General features: G+C 36.1%; 17 protein-coding genes, 1 other RNA gene and 1 pseudogene. 3 read left to right on the top strand and 16 right to left on the bottom strand.

The features are described 5' to 3' along the window. Positions 1–71 precede the first annotated feature (71 nt). Positions 72–497 (top strand): hypothetical protein, encoded by a 426-nt coding sequence (locus tag IMQ56_RS04965; RefSeq protein ID WP_000360018.1) that lies wholly within the window; start codon positions 72–74, stop codon positions 495–497. Between the two features lie 50 nt (positions 498–547). On the opposite strand, the gene IMQ56_RS22980 is transcribed toward IMQ56_RS04965, so the two are convergent. From IMQ56_RS22980 to IMQ56_RS04930, 9 genes are all read right to left on the bottom strand, one after another. Continuing rightward, positions 548–862, bottom strand: coding sequence for a cell wall-binding protein (locus tag IMQ56_RS22980; RefSeq protein WP_088168981.1), 315 nt, complete (start codon positions 860–862; stop codon positions 548–550). A 19-nt stretch (positions 863–881) separates the two neighbouring features. Continuing rightward, the gene (locus IMQ56_RS04960) at positions 882–1,268 is read right to left on the bottom strand and encodes a hypothetical protein (RefSeq protein WP_080176811.1); all 387 of its coding nucleotides are present in this window, start codon (positions 1,266–1,268) and stop codon (positions 882–884) included. Between the two features lie 41 nt (positions 1,269–1,309). Next, the gene (locus IMQ56_RS22975; RefSeq protein WP_000787429.1) at positions 1,310–1,582 is read right to left on the bottom strand and encodes a hypothetical protein; all 273 of its coding nucleotides are present in this window, start codon (positions 1,580–1,582) and stop codon (positions 1,310–1,312) included. A gap of 223 nt (positions 1,583–1,805) precedes the next feature. After that, positions 1,806–3,008, bottom strand: coding sequence for a relaxase/mobilization nuclease domain-containing protein (locus tag IMQ56_RS04955; protein WP_196063571.1), 1,203 nt, complete (start codon positions 3,006–3,008; stop codon positions 1,806–1,808). After that, positions 2,977–3,405 (bottom strand): hypothetical protein, encoded by a 429-nt coding sequence (locus tag IMQ56_RS04950; protein ID WP_045783712.1) that lies wholly within the window; start codon positions 3,403–3,405, stop codon positions 2,977–2,979. Before IMQ56_RS04950 ends, IMQ56_RS04955 begins: the two co-directional genes overlap by 32 nt. A 261-nt stretch (positions 3,406–3,666) precedes the next feature. After that, complete coding sequence (locus IMQ56_RS04945; protein WP_153908493.1) at positions 3,667–4,413, bottom strand: DUF2157 domain-containing protein; 747 nt, start codon at positions 4,411–4,413, stop codon at positions 3,667–3,669. A 501-nt stretch (positions 4,414–4,914) separates the two neighbouring features. Further along, positions 4,915–5,298 (bottom strand): hypothetical protein, encoded by a 384-nt coding sequence (locus IMQ56_RS04940; protein ID WP_087449616.1) that lies wholly within the window; start codon positions 5,296–5,298, stop codon positions 4,915–4,917. Between the two features lie 53 nt (positions 5,299–5,351). Continuing rightward, positions 5,352–5,558, bottom strand: a complete 207-nt coding sequence (locus IMQ56_RS04935) for a hypothetical protein (RefSeq protein ID WP_047685188.1) — start codon at positions 5,556–5,558, stop codon at positions 5,352–5,354. 3 nt (positions 5,559–5,561) lie between these two features. Continuing rightward, positions 5,562–6,464, bottom strand: a complete 903-nt coding sequence (locus tag IMQ56_RS04930; RefSeq protein WP_130715458.1) for a hypothetical protein — start codon at positions 6,462–6,464, stop codon at positions 5,562–5,564. Positions 6,465–6,770: 306 nt separating this feature from the next. Between IMQ56_RS04930 and IMQ56_RS04925 the strand changes: the two genes are divergently transcribed. Then, entirely contained in the window at positions 6,771–8,921 is a 2,151-nt protein-coding gene (locus IMQ56_RS04925; protein ID WP_226852669.1) for an AAA family ATPase, read from the top strand. Positions 8,922–8,924: 3 nt separating this feature from the next. Beyond that, positions 8,925–10,676, top strand: a complete 1,752-nt coding sequence (locus IMQ56_RS04920; RefSeq protein ID WP_230326201.1) for an ATP-dependent helicase — start codon at positions 8,925–8,927, stop codon at positions 10,674–10,676. A 156-nt stretch (positions 10,677–10,832) separates the two neighbouring features. On the opposite strand, the pseudogene IMQ56_RS04915 reads toward IMQ56_RS04920, so the two are convergent. From IMQ56_RS04915 to smpB, 7 genes and pseudogenes are all read right to left on the bottom strand, one after another. Continuing rightward, positions 10,833–11,081: pseudogene (locus tag IMQ56_RS04915) on the bottom strand (integrase); the annotation flags it as partial. Between the two features lie 97 nt (positions 11,082–11,178). Further along, positions 11,179–12,075 carry a plasmid partitioning protein RepB C-terminal domain-containing protein gene (locus tag IMQ56_RS04910; protein ID WP_032303606.1) on the bottom strand — a complete coding sequence of 299 codons (897 nt, stop codon included), beginning with the start codon at positions 12,073–12,075 and terminating at the stop codon, positions 11,179–11,181. After that, positions 12,072–12,968 carry a ParB/RepB/Spo0J family partition protein gene (locus IMQ56_RS04905; protein WP_000936491.1) on the bottom strand — a complete coding sequence of 299 codons (897 nt, stop codon included), beginning with the start codon at positions 12,966–12,968 and terminating at the stop codon, positions 12,072–12,074. Before IMQ56_RS04905 ends, IMQ56_RS04910 begins: the two co-directional genes overlap by 4 nt. Beyond that, positions 12,958–14,514, bottom strand: a complete 1,557-nt coding sequence (locus tag IMQ56_RS04900; RefSeq protein ID WP_087450301.1) for a recombinase family protein — start codon at positions 14,512–14,514, stop codon at positions 12,958–12,960. The genes IMQ56_RS04905 and IMQ56_RS04900 overlap by 11 nt, the downstream gene beginning before the upstream one ends. Before the next feature lie 282 nt (positions 14,515–14,796). After that, positions 14,797–16,026 (bottom strand): integrase domain-containing protein, encoded by a 1,230-nt coding sequence (locus tag IMQ56_RS04895; protein WP_087450302.1) that lies wholly within the window; start codon positions 16,024–16,026, stop codon positions 14,797–14,799. Positions 16,027–16,192: 166 nt separating this feature from the next. Then, positions 16,193–16,556, bottom strand: a transfer-messenger RNA (tmRNA) gene (gene ssrA / locus IMQ56_RS04890). An 89-nt stretch (positions 16,557–16,645) separates the two neighbouring features. Beyond that, a complete protein-coding gene (gene smpB / locus IMQ56_RS04885; RefSeq protein ID WP_003863115.1) occupies positions 16,646–17,128 on the bottom strand; it encodes an SsrA-binding protein SmpB in 483 nt (160 codons plus the stop codon). Positions 17,129–17,204 lie beyond the last annotated feature (76 nt).

Raw genomic sequence — 17,204 nt, 5'->3', positions numbered from 1 at the left:
AAGTTAAATAAATACGATAAATATAAATATATGGTCAGGATGACTATTTCAATTATGCAAGGATGCATTTTATGGACAAAAACATCATCAATTCAGAGTTTACTCTGGAAGAGCAACTTATCATTATAATTGATAAATATATCTCAAAACGGTACCAGCCCGGAGATAAAAGTTTCTCATATCAACTTTACTTAATTTTTGTGGGATACCATTTAAAATATTTTTACCCTAAAAGGATTTATTCCAAATCCAATCGTAATATTGATAACATAATGACTATGTTTAGCTCGGTATACAAAAGTCTGACAAGCAATCTTCTACAACGATTAAATAACAAAGAAGGAGTTATTAGGGAACTAAACTCGCTTGTTAATTACATAGATAACAATCAAGAAAAAGCAGAGGAAATCTATGCTACTGTCAGAGCACAATATGAAATGAAAGTAATTGAGAAAGAGTTAACCCATGAAGTTCGCGTAAGAACCGTCAGGTTATAGGCAATAAAAAGCCCCTAAGCAGGGGCTAAAAGACTTCTTGATATAGGCTACTACTGAACTTCTTTCCAGACACCATCAGATTTGATTAGTTTTACTGGTTTTGTTTGTTTCATATTACTAATAGAGACATCGACAATGCAGTTATAAACATTGTTTGCTTCTTCTGTGCAACTAACTTTCTTCACGTAATCGATTCTTAAAAGATCTTTTTCTGTAACTCTTGAATCAAGAGCTTTCATACTTGTATTTGTTCTATCTACAACACTTTTGAAAACATTGTATATATCGTCTTGCGATGGTTCATTGTTACATGCGGTTAGAAGGAAGGTGGTAATGATAACTGTGATAATTGAGTATATTTTCATTTTCTTATCCAAAAAACAATTAATTAAGAATGCCAGTTTTGGTGTTGTTATTGTCAGTGGAGAACGTCCATTTGCTGACAATTTCGCCTTTAAAATCTATTTCAAGAGTTTTAGACTGAGTCTGCGAACCGCCAGTAAACAGCCCTACAACTGGAATGAAAGTTGTTGCATTGAACTGATTGTTATACATAAAGTATCTCCACTGCTCATTTCCGTCATCGAGTGTGGTTCTTGTATCAGGCTCACCTAATTTAGTGAGTAATTCCGTCTTGGTTGTTTTGTTTTTAATGATCTTTGATTGGAGGCTTTGAGGTGTTTCGTTTTTAAGGTTCTGGTTCCCTGATGTTGAACAGCCAGAAAGCAGGAAGACAATAATAAAAAAAGATGACTTTATAAATCGGTTCATTTACTTTCTCATTTTAGGTTTGCGGTTGTGTGAAATTAATTTCACCGTATAAAAACAACTCTGTCTGCATACGTTTTTTTAATTTTATAGATAAGAATAATGATGCTTACGAAAAACGTAATGACTGATACAAGAGTGCTGCCAGTCCACGAAAATGCTAACCACGCGAGACCAAATGCAACGAATTGAAACAGGAATGCCACACTGAGCGGGCTTTCACCGTAAGCGATCTTTGCATGGCAGCCTTTACAAATCCGCACACCGTGAGGACTTTGTGTAAAGCAGAACGGGCACTTTATTGTTTCGTTTTTCATAGCAACCCCAGGGTGGAAGATTTACTGCGTGTTTGTAGGGATTCTCGATGGCTGGCTGGTTAAAGTAAAATCACTTGTACCGATCGATGTTTGAATCGTGATAAGTAAAAACTATCATAACTAGTTTATCGATCTGTAATAACGATCAATTTATTGTTGACTTATCCTAAATTAACCACTGCCCAAACGATATTGCTGTCAGGGATAAGCGGTAAGCTGTTGTCTATAAATGAATTTTCCTTTCTTTATGTAGAAGTCGGGTTGCAGAGAGTTTTGAGAATCCAGGGAGGGGCTTGTGAAGAATGCTCTTACCATAGCTTCGGAGAAGCTCTGCAAGCCTTCTAAGAAATGGAAGCCAGCCGATAAGCCTGAGATGCTTTTGCTGTTGTACTGCGTTTTTTTGAAGAATCTTTTCTACTATTTCTTTTCTTCTGTCTTCTCTGAGTCGCAGTTCGAGTTCAGCAATTTTTTCACTTATGCTTTTCCTTGGAATATCCGTTGTTGCAACATCCTTTGCAGGAGCAGGAGCAGGAGCAGGAGCAGGAGCAGGAGCAGGAGCAGGAGCAGGAGCAGGAGCAGGAGCAGGAGCAGGAGCAGGAGCAGGGATAACTTCCTTTGTCGCTCGCAGAGCTTCTATGTGGTCGGGGGTGTAGTTAAGCCGATTACTGAGATTTGCCCAAGAGTAGCTTTTACCCAATTGCGAAGCTTTGAAAGCGATTCCTGCATATTCGAATGAAAAGCCGTTCATCTTACCTGTAGAGGCAACATTGGCCTTCCAGGATACTTCTGCTTCTTCCAATCGTTTTGTGAAAGTTAGAAGGTCAGGCTTACCGACTAAACTTTTATCAATAATTTGCTGTAAAGCTTCTTTTGGTGAATGCTCCCCAGTTCGTTCAGATAGCATTTTCTCATTACGGGACACTCTCTTCCGCTTCGGTTGTGCTTGCGAGGGGGGAGATGCAGTTTTTGTCACTGTCAGGCCATGAGCGATTTCGAGTTCACTAATGATCCGTGTGCTTATAAGGTTTTCGTTCCTCCCCAAGTAGAGCTTCCCACCGGCTATGTCGATCCTGCTGGCAATGATGTGTATATGCTGGCCAACGTCGTCATGAAGCACATAGCAACGGAGATGAGTATCACTGAACCCCATCCTCTTCATGTAGTCGTCAGCTATGGTTACCCATTGGTCATTCGATACTGATTCAGTATCAGGTAAGCGAAGCGAGTTGTGCCATACCGGTTTCTGAACATCGGGCCGAAGCTGTTTAGTGCCATCAAATTCAGTGATCAGTTTAGAGGCTGAATCACCTAACATGTTCCCGCCAATGACGATTGGATTACTTTTATGATGTGAACCTGGCTTCAATGCATATTGCACGACACCAGCGAAGCTTTTACCCCTTTTGATCTTCTGCATACCCTTCATAGGGTTTGCTCCATATGTCAGCATTTAGCAGGTGCTGGCGAAGCTCTTCCAGTTGTCGTTTCACTGCGAAAAGCTCTGTATGAGTAAGCTTGCTGTCTTTGCTCTTACCATCGATATGGATCGCAATTCGATTTAGCTTTTGCGATATGTCAGTTAAAGCTATCCAGGCTTTGGTATTAATAGCTGGTATAACTGGAGGCAATTTTTGAAGGGAAGCCATACGAAGCCACTCTCCTTTCGAATAATGCTCCCTCAATGTATTAAGCTTGGCCAATTCAGCATTGTTAAGACGAACACTAACACAATGAATTCGTAATTCCTGTGGTAGTAAGTTACACTTTGAGGTTGAATGTTTTGCATCCTTAGTGTTCAAAAACTGCGATTTTTTATTTGCCATATAAACTCCTTTTATATGTCATGCTTTAAAAGTAATTAACTAACTTTATCTCTTGTTATAGTAAATAATTATTAGTTGTCAATGTTAAGCGCGATTTAATATGTTTGCTTCTCTATTGGATAAGAATAGGCGACTAATTAAAAAAGAGGTTAATTAGTAAATATGATAAATCTAAATAATAAAAATTAAGATGAATATATCAATAAGCTGTATATATTAGTTTATTCATTAAAAAACAAGGGCCAAAAGGCCCATGTAAAATTAGTTCCATTCAAAGTGGAATACATACCCATTTAATGTTAAAAAAGTTAGTGCCAAGATTAAAGTTATGACCCCACCACTACCAAGAGCTTGAATACGGAATAAATTAGTTATTTTAAGACTTATAAACCAAAATCCAGACATGTTTTTGTTAGCTAAGGAGTATGATAATTCTCTGAATGCAGCGAAGATTATCAATATTATTGATGCACCAATCAAGATACTCGAAGATATCAACGACAAAGAAAGGTTTTTGCCATATTCGTTTAATCCGTTCCAAAAACCTGAAACCGATGTGGCTCGTTTTGATAAGTCGATGATTTCTAATGGAACATTTATATTCAAATCTTCATTTAATAAAAAAACAGAACCTCCAGCTAAGACTAAGAAAAAAAATCTGACAAAATCTGTCGTTTCAACCTCTTTTCTAAGAACTAAAGCTATAATTCCAATTATCGAGAAGACAGGAGAGAATAAAGCACCAGTTTTTAAAATGGAATAAATTTCTTGATAGTGTGTGAAAAATGACCAGATGACAAATCCTATTCCTATAGTTAAAATGACCGCTCCCGCCATAAAAGCACCTGCATCGCCATCACCATTAGAATTTTGCTTTGTATAATGATTGTTGATGGTTCGATTATTTATGACCTGGGTATTTTGAACATTATAACCACCACTGTTGCTCTGACTGACATTAGTATTTTCGGTATTGTTTTTGATATTAAAATCCGCAAATTTTCCCATTTTTTATTCCATGTCAAACGAAGGAGTAACAATTTTACATCGATTAAATAGTAGATCATAGAAATTTCGTATCGGCATACAAAAGTTCTCTTTTCATGTGGCAATTAATTACATCCTAATTAAATTAGGAGTTCGAAAGTTAAGGTTCCAGGTTTAAATCATTCTTTTTCAATCAAAGAGCAGAAAAAGCAAGGCAACTTAGAGAAGCGGAGCATCTCTGAGTTAGCTCTTGCTTAATTTAATGGGGTGTTGACAATAGATTAAAATAAGCTATTTATATATAAAACACGAGAGGGTTTATGATGAAAGAAAAAATTATAGCTTTATCAGCTTCATTAATATGTATTGTCTTTTTTTTATTTTTATCATTAATGATAAAAGAACCATGGGTTAAGGACGGGTTGTATTTCCTAACTCCGATCATGGTTCTAATGATTCCTATAATTTGCGTGCTAATTCTTAAAAATTATATGAAGCTAAAAAAACGTGAAATCAATAATTTTATTCGTTAGTAAAAATCTCAAAAAGAGCTATGGATGCCTTCAACGTCGCAGCTGTGGCTAAAATCATTAGCAGTAATGTACTATTTTTTAAAGCATCTATAATTTGATTCAATACTAAGCTATCATGATTCAGTTTAGAAGCAACTAACTTAATAGCACCAAGTCCAGCAGAAGAAAAAAGCAAAAAATCATTTGCACTTTTAAGCTTCTTTAAGCTTTTTTTGAAAAACATGCATAGGGATATTGAAATGATGAAAGGAAGAAAGAAAATCAAATAATTTAAGGGGCCAATCATTTCAGAAATAACATAGCAAAACAATATAGCATATATAAAGAAAAATATACCAATTATCACTTTCAAAAAGATGTCTACTTGATTCATATTCTTTCCTTTGTAGTAACCAGTGAGTTAATATTTCCTCACTGGTTATATTATTAAGCTGCTAATCCTTCATTGGGGCGATCTGAATCTTCTCTGCTATCTTTTTCAGCAGCATAAGTAGATTCACGAGATTTCGTTGACATACCTGAACCATAGATTCGTTGAGCTTCACTATTCTCAGGTTTCCATGCCCAGTTTGAAACATCAACTTTTTGTTCCGATTCCATTTTTTCAAGAAAATTTAAACCAAATACATTCATAGTTCACCTGCTATTTGAAGTTAACCAATTTGCAATGGACCCGGAAATATCCATGCCGGATAAATCTTCGATCCACAACCATTGACCAGCAGAATTCACCTCTAAGAACCACCAGTCATTATTTTCATCAACGATGAAATCTAAAGCCCCATATCGAAGGTTTAACTTGGACATTAAAGAATTTATTTTATCCTTCACCGAAGTGGGTGCGTCAATTTTCCAGTGCGGTGTATTAGGTATATCGTATCTACGCCAGTCTACTTTTGCCTTGTTTGAATGCTGAGAGTCTATAGCACAAGCAAAATGTTCATCTTCAATTACTGTGTATCTAACTTCGAATTTTTTATTAACATATTTTTGAAGAGTAATTGGGTTTTCTGAATCGTTTGCGAAACTATCTAATTGTTCTAAAGTGATTTTGTTTACATATAGACCTAATATCTCACCTGATTCAGAGACATACATATCTTGCGACATGAATTTAACAACCGAATCAGGATAAGTAGTTAAGAAATTATTGAGGTCTTCTTTGGAGTTTGAAGTTATAAATGCTGGATTATTGAACCCAACTTCATTAGCTATTTTATGTTGAAAATACTTGTTATCAGCGAGAGTTGCATCTCTTACATGATTAAACCAGCAACTTTCAGATAATGCATTATATAGGCCAAAAAGGCTTTTATTCCATTCAGATCGCCATAATCTCAAACCATTACTTTGATCTTGCTGTTGTTCAGAATTGACTTGAACAGATACCCGCCTTGGCCAAACACATTTTACGGATGAATTTTTGATTGTTTTTCCGTTCTGGGAGATAGTCCATTCAGAGCCATCAAAGCTAATTTTGGTATCTTTAAGGGCTTCTATATCTAAATTCAAACGGAAATAGTTATCACCGAGTTTCATCGAAACTACATCTGCATGAACATCGTTACTGTCAGTAAGTATCAAGATCATTGTTAGGATGTGTCTGAAATTTTTTGTTCATTTAATATCCGATAGTTATGTTGCATCGTCAATATTAATTTTTATCCAGTGTAATCTATTGATTTAAAAGTGTTTTAACCGTTATATTGGTTTTTATAATATAATTTCAATGTGGTATTATATCTTTTCTTTTAGTCATTTTTGTAAACTACATTGCTTTTACTTGACTTAACTAGACTTTTGAACTCGATGGCTTTGTGCTTCTGGTGGCTATGGAGTAATCTAATGTGTAGTAAAACTATGCTAAGGGCCCAATCGATTACTATGTATATCAATAAATTAGCTATTAGAAACTATAAAAACTTTCGAAGCTCAAATTTCTACTTTGTTAAAGGCTCAGTGAATACAATTATCGGTGAAAATGCTTCGGGAAAAACAAATTTATTTAATGCGATGAGATTAATTCTAGATGATTCTCTCCCAATGAATTCTAGGATTCTATCTAATGAGGACTTCTACCGTGGATTATCCGAACCCTTTGGTCATTGGATCATAATTACGCTATATTTTGATGATTTAAGTGAGTCGGAGGAAGAACAGGTCCTTGCCAACTATACAGTAAATGATGGTAATGATAAGTCTATAAAGGAAGGTAATTATACTTTTATATATCGACCTAAATTTCATATTCGACAAAAGCTGTATGAGTTAACATTAGAAGATGACAATGTGGAAGCAAGATCCGCTTCTTTTACTGAATTTGTATCTAACCATATTATTTCTAAAGAAACATATGAAGCAGTAGCTTTTGTTAGAACAAAGGTTGATTTGAATAATGACGAAATTTATAAACAAGTAGTTGGGGATTTTGATAGTTACTCCTTTTCAAACCCTAATGATGATGATGCTACTGTATTAGGTGTGAAGAAGCCACCTTACTTTGCCTTAGGCAGCGAAGTCGCTTGCACTTATGTCAAAGCACTCAGGAATGTAGTTGCAGATCTTAAATATTATAAAACGAATCCATTGTATAAATTACTTACTTTAAAAAGTAAACAAATTGATGATAGAAAAGATATTGTAGAAGATGTTAAAGAGATCAATGGTAAAATCTCTGCCATACCTGAAATTGAGCGATTGAGTAATAAGATATCTGCTTCATTACTTAATACAGTAGGTTCGACTTATTCTCCTAAAATATTAGTATCCTCACAGCTTCCAGAGGATTTCACAGAATTAATTCAATCACTTGGTTTAGTGGTTGAAGATTCTCTGGATTATAATGGCTCAGGAAAGATTGATGATCTGAGTCTTGGTGGAGCAAACTTAATCTATCTTGCTTTAAAGTTATATGAATACGAAGAAATAAGGGATAGTGAAGAGCATATTACTCACTTCTTGTTAATTGAAGAGCCCGAAGCACATATTCATAACCATATCCAAAAAACCCTTTTCGATAACTTCAATTTTAAAAATACGCAAGTGTTTGTTTCTACACATTCAACACAAATTAGCTCTGTATCAAAAATATCATCAATGAATATATTATCTCGCCAAAATGGATTCACTGATGTATATCATCCATCGTTTGGTTTGACGCCGAAAGAAATTTCTTCCGTAGAGCGATATCTTGATGCAATTCGTAGTGACCTTTTGTTTGCTAAAAGTGTCATTTTGGTAGAAGGCGATGCAGAACTTATTTTAATACCAGCAATGGTAAAAGAAACTTTAGGAATTAGTTTAGATGAGTTGGGCATAAGTCTTATAAAAGTAGATGGCACTGTTTTTAAACATATTTCTAACCTTTTCCATGAAAAACGGCTGAAAAGAAAATGTGCAATTCTCACGGATCTTGATTCGGCCTATGTAAAAGTAGCTGATGATATTTTTAATGCGGATTTTGTCGAATCTCTGGTAGATGCCGAAGATGATGGGTTACGAAGAAAAGAAGAGTTAGATAAATATATTGAAGGTAATGAGTTTATTACGGTTTATTACGCAGAAAATACTTTCGAAACTGAGCTTGTTCGCTACGATGAAAACAATAACTTGTTTTTAGAGGTTATGAAAACAGAGTATAAAAAAGAAGCGTATTTTAAAAAGGCTGAATCAGATGTAAAATCATCTGATCTCAGAGTTCGATATAAAAGAGTATTAAAGTTTGCAAAGAAAATAGGGAAGGGATGGTTGGCTACTGAAATGGTAGAACATCTTAGTGTTAATAATCGTGTTCCTGATTATATTTTACAGGCCATTCAATTTGTTCTTCGGGATAGAAATGTCGAGCATATATATCAAAAAATGCTTGACTACAATATGTCTTTAATGGGGGTTAAAGCATTTGACTGTATAAATGCCGAAAAAGATTTTTCTAGTAAAATGATAGAATATAAGAAACACTTCAATGACAGTTTTGTAAGATTGTTGGAGTTATAGTTTATGCCATATAGAAATTTAACTTCTGAGCAAATGGATGCCGTTAAATTCAACGGGAATTTATTATTAACGGCATGTCCAGGGTCGGGTAAAACAAAAACATTGGTTTCTAAACTTTGTTTCATTTTAGAAAATAAAGAACTATTTTGTATAGGAAAAAAGAAGATAATTGCTCTTACATATACAAATATAGCAGCCGATACGATTCTTGAACGGATTATGTCATTCGGCATAAGTAGTGAATCGTTATGGATTGGAACAATACACAGTTTTTGTTTGAATTGGATTATAAAACCTAATGTAGATAAGATACCAAGACTTTGCCGAGGATTTAGTGTAATTGATGAACATGAAAAGGAATTTCTCATAAATGAATTAAAAGAAAAACATGGCCTATCTGCAAATGATAAAATTTTTACTAATTTAGATTTTAACCTTGGTCAATTTTATTCCCGTGGGACCAAAGAATATTTGATTGTAAAAGAATATCATAATCATTTGTATGAGAAAAAATTAATCGATTTTGATTTGATATTAAATCTGACTTGTCGAGTGTTGACAAAATACAATGCACTTTGTGAAAGATTGTCTTTACTTTTAAGGTGTATTTTAGTCGATGAGTATCAAGATACATCTCTTATACAATATGAGATACTCAGACAAATTGTATTAAAGAAAAATACAATGATTACTTTTATTGGGGATAAAGAGCAAGCTATATACACTGGTTTGGGGGCTGTCGTAAAGAATAGAGATGAATTAATTGATTGTTTCCAACTTGATAATCTAACCGAGATGAAATTAACGGGGTGTTTCCGTAGTAGCCAATCTATTGTTGATTTTTATAGTAAATACAAAGACGAAGATTATGAGATTAATTCACTTTCAGATAATAAGGATTTCAACTCAGTAATTTTTAAAGAAAGCGAGGTAGATGTTACTCAACTGCCGATTTATGTATCAGGTATTATTAGAACTCATTTGGCTCAGGGAATGCTTCCAAATGAAATTGCTATTCTGTGTCCTGGTTGGTTTGATGTGATAAAACTTTCAAATGATATTGTTACTCTTAATCCGGATATAGAAATTGATGGAGTCATGATCTCTCCTATACCTAAAAACAATGAGAATCTTTGGCTTGCTTTAGTTAAACTATTTTTAATTAGGAGAGTCCCCTCTAATTTTAATACTAGACAGAAGCTATTGCGGGATTTCCTTCAAGAGTTAAATGTTGCTGCACCCTATACTGAATCGTTGTCTCCTAAAAAAATATTGAAGATTATTAATAAAATATCATTATCTGTGGATTATAATTGTGAAATTGATGTTTGGTTGAGAGAGGTTATAACGAGATTTTGCCATTCTATTAATTTGAGCATAAGTAATGATAGCTACTATTATCAAGAAATGGAACTTTTGATTAATGCCACATTGAAAAGAATGTTAAAGTATAATATGGCTTATAAAGCAAATGAATTACATTTGTTTTTCAATTTTAGAAGCGGTGTTAAAATCACAACTTGTCATTCGACAAAAGGTGATGAGTATGAAGTGGTCATTTGCACTGGATTACTAAATGGAAAAATACCTAATTGGAATGATATTATAGATTGTAGCTCAGAGCATCAAAATTATGTTGCCCGTAGACTTTTATATGTTGTTTCTTCGCGTGCAAAGAAACATTTATATATGATATCAGAGAGAGGTTACAAGACAAAAAGGGGATATCCATATCAGACAACCCCACAGCTTTGATCTCGCATTTCTTGTATTGTTTGCCAGTTCATACAGAAAATCGCTTTTGTTCGTTACTGCCTATGTATCTTGGTTCAGAAGCAAGTGAAATAAAAATAGAAAGTTATGTCTTGGGAGGGAATAAGGGGCTGGAAAATTTAACCCCTTATAGAGTTGTTATGCCGCAATAGCTTTAAATTTTTGAGCAATGACATAATCACTCCACCACTGCATGAGAACCATTCGTTCTGCGAGATATTCGGCACGATTGTAGGCTGCAATTATTTCATCTTTCTTCTAGTGGGCAAGGGCCGCTTCTAAGACATCTGTCCTGAACTTACAAGATTCCTCTGTGGCCGTTCACGCAATAGATCTCATTTTGTTAACCATAAGTTCACCTCCTTAACCCGTTCGAATGATTACGGCTTATACTGCCTACTTATGCTAATATCTAAGAGAAACCTTTGTGATTGTGTAAGTATACTTCGGCTATATAAAACCATAACCATAACCATAACCATAACTATGACTGGCTGTTTTCAGCAAGAGTCTTATCATCTAAAGAATTTATTTTCGAAATTCTTTTTAACTCATTAAGATAATCAACCTCGTTTTCCAAGAACCAATGAAGAACTTTAGAGTTACCAAGTAATTTAATAATATATGACTGGATTATAACGAATTTCAACATATCTGAACCATACTCGGTTTGAAGCTTTTTTGTTTCTTCCGAAGTTGTTGCCATTTCCTGTTCCAAACGAAGTATGGTTTTTTTTATGTCCTTTTTATAGGGAGTGTTTTTCCCTTTATTTATTATCATCGATGCCGGTGTTGCATCCAAGATGCTCATTGCAAATTTTTTACTATAATTATCAAAATTAATCATTGTACCGACTGCTTCAATTTGACGAATTGGTTTCATTTTCCTCAAAACATCAAATGTAGCCTTAGGTATAGGTTTATCAGAAAGTTTCGCAATCACACTTGGATCTATACCGTTCATCACATTAGCTTTATCTTTTATAGCATCAATAGATATGCCCAAAGCAGCACTAAGTTTTTCAATTGAAACTTTTGCCAAGGACTTGATTATCATTCTATGTTCTTCAACTACATTTATATGATTGACTTGTTTGTTAGGAGTGAACGCATCATCTATGCTCGAAAGTATACATGGAGCTTTTTCTATGCCTAAATCTTTTAAAGCCTCAACCCTCAAATGGCCATCGAGTATCTTAATGGCATCTTTATCTTTGTCATAGAACACTATTATGGGTTCAATAATACCTAAGCTTTCAATTGAGGTAACTATTTGATGATATTTATGACTTAGCTTTACATTTTCTAACAATTCCTTAGAGGGAATTAACTTGTTAGTTTCTAAATAAATAAAATTGTCGCCAAAACGTATCTGAATCATTTTGATGCCTCTTTGTTTATTGGATTGAGGATCTGAGATGGCAGTTCTGATAGATTCTCTTGTTCAAGTATATTTTGAAAGCTTTTATTCATCATTATGATGTTAAAAATCTCATTTACTATCAGCAAATTAGTTTTAATAAATTTAGAGTTGTTATAAACAGATTTATGTTCAGCGATACTATTTTCATAAAGCTCAATTAACTCCTCAGCAGTCATTCTTTTTGATGGTTTGTGATAATAAAACCCGGCTGCTTTTGCACCTTTATTCCCAATTGTTCGCTGATTTAGAATGTGTTTTATCTTTATAATGTCTCGGCTTTTTATTAATTTTTTATCATATGCTTCGGTAAGAATATCTTGTGCTTCTTCAGTTTCACATCTTGCAAATTGCACTGCGAGATACAGAGGCAAATTCCCCCGTTCGACTGCAGAGAGAAGTTTATGCTCTCCCTTATCAAGAAGCATATTTATACTGCTCACCCAGTTCGATGAATACCCAGTAATCTCACTTATTTCGGAGTCTGAAAGTCCTCTGTTTTTCATATCTTTTATTATCTGTAATAACTCATTGGAACGTGGTCTCCTCCTTGCAATGTTTTCAACCAAACTCATAACATAAGCATCTTCTTCTGATACATCTCTTATAATTGCAGGAATAATGGTCTCACCTAATGCAACGAGAGCCTCTATTCTCCCTTGGCCACAAATTAAAGCATATTTGAAGTCGTCTTCATCAATCGCTCTTACGCTTATAGGCTTGCTTAATCCTCTTTTTTTTATACTTTCCTTAATTTCTTCATGCACTACCTTATTTCTAGTTCGCGGGTTAAGAAATTTTATTTTGGCAATTTCAATTTGGATTATTGGGAATTCATTTGATTCAGGCAGCATATAGTTCCCTCACTTTCATGCGAGTAATAATTTGTAGAAGTTTATCCAGATTATCAAATCTATACAGATCTAATCGAATGTTGTTTGTTTCCGTCATACACATTTTACTATATTCGTTTTCAATCTTTGGTATGATATAAAAATCAAGTGGTGAAATATTTTGTGAATCCATTCGTATAACAATTGTTATGTCTGCTTTCTGTGAGTTATCAAACCGGACTTTCCATCTAAGTTTACCCGATTTCATATGTGTGCATTTAGTAATAAGGACGGAAATTAAAAGCTCATCATTGATGTAAAGCATTGGTGCATATTTATATTCGTCTATATGGCAGTTGCTTTTTAAAATTTCTCCCTTAAAATCCTCAATTATGCCTGAGTAAAATGATCTTAGTGCTTCATTTATTTGGATATAGCTGTAATCATGTTCTGGCTTATAACCAATCAACGTATATGCTCTTAAAAGACCACCAAATCGGGTTCTGTAAACAGAAGATGAAGGGCCTGTATCATCTTCATCAATGATAAAGCCAGATAGTTTTCCATTAGATTCTAATTTTTGTTTTAGCTTTTCTAAAAGCTCTTCATTAGTCAAATGTACGGATCGGAGCTGAATTATTTCTTGAGCTTTATTATATTTTTTCTTTGAAATAATGGGTTTATATGCCTTGTCGCATCTAACCCATTCATTTTTGGGGTTTTTTACAAGCCTACTTTTTAGTTTAGATGAGGTTTTGTTATATATGTTATTTCCAATATATTTTTCATTTGTCAAGATTTGATGTATTTTTGCACGAGTCCATAATGTTCCATTTTCTGCAGGTATATTCTGTTCATTTAGTCTCTCAGCAATAATGAATTCTGGCATGTTATCATCTATAAAGAGATCATAGATGCTATTTACAATTTTTATCTCATTTTTTGGTCCCGGAATTAATATCACCCTATCTGTTTGAATACTCTTTCTTTTGCGAAAGCCCAATATTTCTTTAGCTATGCCATTTTCATCTACTAAAAGACGTCTCAGCCCATAACCAGCCATTCCGCCTTGATGATAACCAAGCTTTATTAAATTTACTTGGCCTATAAATACCTTTTCTGATAAATTCCTGCTGTGATATGCGGCACTAGATCTTTTTATATTCAGTATAACAGAAGACTCTAAAGGGAAATCTTTAGTGGGAATAGGTTCAGAACAGTATATAAGATCTACACCGTTTCTCTCAAATAGAAAGGAATAATATGCAGCTTCATCACTATTTTGAAAACGACCAAAACGGCTCACATCATAAAATAATACAGCCTGTATATCTATTTTCTTTTGTTCTACATCACTAAGTAACTGCTGCAAAGAATGCCGGCCTATGATACTGACTCCGCTCTTACCTGCATCATCGTAGGTATAAGCGATTTCCATATTGTTCTTTTCAGCATAATCTTTGATATATTCGGACTGATTATGTAAAGAATATTGCTGATGGTCGGTAGACATCCTCAAGTACTGTGCGACCCTAACTTTATGATTTTTATCATTTTCGCTAGCCATGCACGAAACCTCATGGATGATTCAATACAATGTAGAGGATAAAATTGATCAATTTTTAACCAAATTCAACTGTTTTATCATTGATTAGAGCGAATTTAGTAAATCTTCAAGGTGTATGATAATCGAGAAGAGATGTGAATTATTTAGCTGATATGACCGACAGCTTTCGTTATGTGGCCTCAAGGTATCGATTCGTAAATGGCTATGCTTAGTCCACATAGGTTAATAGTATGATTATTAATTCTTTAACTAAATCAAGATAGTTAACCCATCATGGAAGAGTTATGCGGCAATAATTTTGTATTTTTGAGACGAAACAAAGTCACTCCACCACTGCATGAGAACCACCCGTTCTGTGAGATACTCTGCACGATTGTAGGCTGCAATTATTTCATCTTTCTTCGAGTGGGCAAGGGCGGCTTCTAAGACATCAGTCCTAAATTTGCCAGACTCCTCCGCAGCCGTTCTGGCGATTGATCGCATACCGTGAGCTACAAGCTCACCTCCGAAACCCATACGGATTATGGCCGCATTAGCTGTTTGTTCATGCATGTGATTGAGTGGAGCTTTGATACTGGGGAAAACCCACTCTCTATGCCCACTGATGGCTTTCATTAAATCCAAAACTCGCAAAGCTTCTTTGCTCAGTGGAACTTTGTGAGGCTTCTTCATTTTCATAAACTCCGCCGGGATGTTCCACATGCCAGTATCAATATCAATATCTGACCATCTTGTGCGAACAGCTTCACCTGGGCGAACCCATGTGAGAAGTTGCCACTCAATCAGTAGCCTTGTTTCCAAACGGATAGAAGCATTGTTTAGAGCAACCAGGAAGCGAGGGAGTTCGGAAGGGGGTAATGCTGGCATATTCTGTTTTTTTGGCTTGCTGAACCGTTGCCCCAGATTGTCTGCCGGGTTGAATTCTATGAGTTCTTCTGTTGCTGCATAGCGGAAAATTTCATTCAGGCGGGATATGATGCGGCGAAGTGTTTCAAGGACACCTCGTTTTTCTATAGGTTCTAAATGCTGTTTAAGCATTTTAGGGCGAATCTCCTTAATGGGGGTATCACCCAATGTGGGAAAGATATTTCTCTCTAGGCTTCGCCAGATGTCGTTAGCATGATCTTGGGAGATGCCTGACGTTTTGACTTTCTCATCAAGCCACTTCTTGGCTACTGCTTGAAATGTATGTTCCGTGGCATCTTTCAGTGCATTGGTTTTTTGGGTGTTATGAACTTGGGGGTCTATACCATTTGCAAGCAACGACAAGTATTCATCACGTAAAGCTCGTGCCTTCGCAAGTGTAAGGTGAGGATAGGTTCCTAAGCTCACCTTAGTTCGCTTTTTGGTCACAGGCACTGCATATCTGAAATACCAATTTTTCTTCCCTCCCTTCGCCAAGGGAGCGATTCGCAACAGCAAACCATCGCCGTCAAAAAGGTTAACCTCTTTCTCGGCAGGTTTGGTGCTTTTGATTTCAGTGTCAGTGAGTTTCTTAGCGATTTTGGCCATGTTTGGGACCCTCAATTTTAGGACCCTTTTTCGTGGGTCCCATTCAGGGTGCCATAACTCGAAGTTCTCAGCAATTCTCACTAGACTACAATAGACGTAAAAAAGCCCGCAGAGCTTGTGCTGTGCGGGCTTAGTAGACTTTACTGAACTTCAGTACATCAATATTTGGTGGAGCTGGCGGGAGTTGAACCCGCGTCCGAAATTTCTACATCCTCGGTACTACATGCTTAGTTTGTCTTTACATTCGCACGCCAGCTGCGGACAAACACGCCACTGACGAACTAGCCTGATTAGTTTTAACGCTTCAACCCCAGGCAGGGTTTCCACGCGATCTCTTTTGGGTTTGACCTCTCTTTGATCCCCGTCTTAAGAGCGGAAGCTAGGGAGAGAGGGCTCTTAGCAGGTTATTAAGCTGCTAAAGCGTAGTTTTCGTCGTTTGCGACTATTTTTTTGCGGCTTTTAACGAGGCAAACCGCCCCTCGGCATGCACCTTGGGTTTCGCAAATCCCGTCGAATCCAGAATCAGCCCCAATAGTGTTGAACTCAGTATACCAGATTTTACTTCCTCGACACCAGCCCGAAACGCTAACTTATTGAATAGTACAATAAGTGCGCAGAATCAACGTCCTGCGTTTTTCATGATACGTGCTTTGTCGAGCTGCCACTCGCGTGCTTTCAGGTCAGTACGTTTGTCGTGCTGTTTCTTACCTTTCGCCACGCCGATTTTCACTTTGCACCAGGCATTTTTCCAGTACAAAGAGAGCGCCACCACGGTGAAGCCTTCGCGGTTGATGCGTCCGTAGAGGGATTCCAGTTCGCGCTTGTTCAGCAGCAGCTTACGGGTGCGGGTAGGATCGCAGACGTAATGTGAAGAGGCGACGGTCAGCGGCGTAAAGTTCGCGCCGAACAGGAAGGCCTCACCGTCTTTCAGGATCACGTAGCTGTCGCCGATATTGGCTTTCCCGGCACGCAGCGATTTTACTTCCCAGCCCTGCAACGCAAGGCCGGCCTCGAATTCTTCTTCGATGAAATACTCGTGGCGAGCACGCTTGTTAAGCGCAATGGTCGCCGAACCAGGTTTATGTGCTTTTTTCTTCGTCATAAGTGTCGTAAAGCCGTCGGTAATCTGATTTTAAAAAGTCACCTCATTGCGTCCTGTGAGGTCTAACGCGCTATCT

It is taken from the genome of Enterobacter sp. Res13-Sevr-PEC09-46 (assembly GCF_015672585.1).
GTDB classification, from domain to species: Bacteria; Pseudomonadota; Gammaproteobacteria; order Enterobacterales; family Enterobacteriaceae; genus Enterobacter; species Enterobacter hormaechei_C.
Note: the sequence above shows the minus strand (reverse complement) of the source record. Positions and strands in the feature narration are given on the sequence as shown.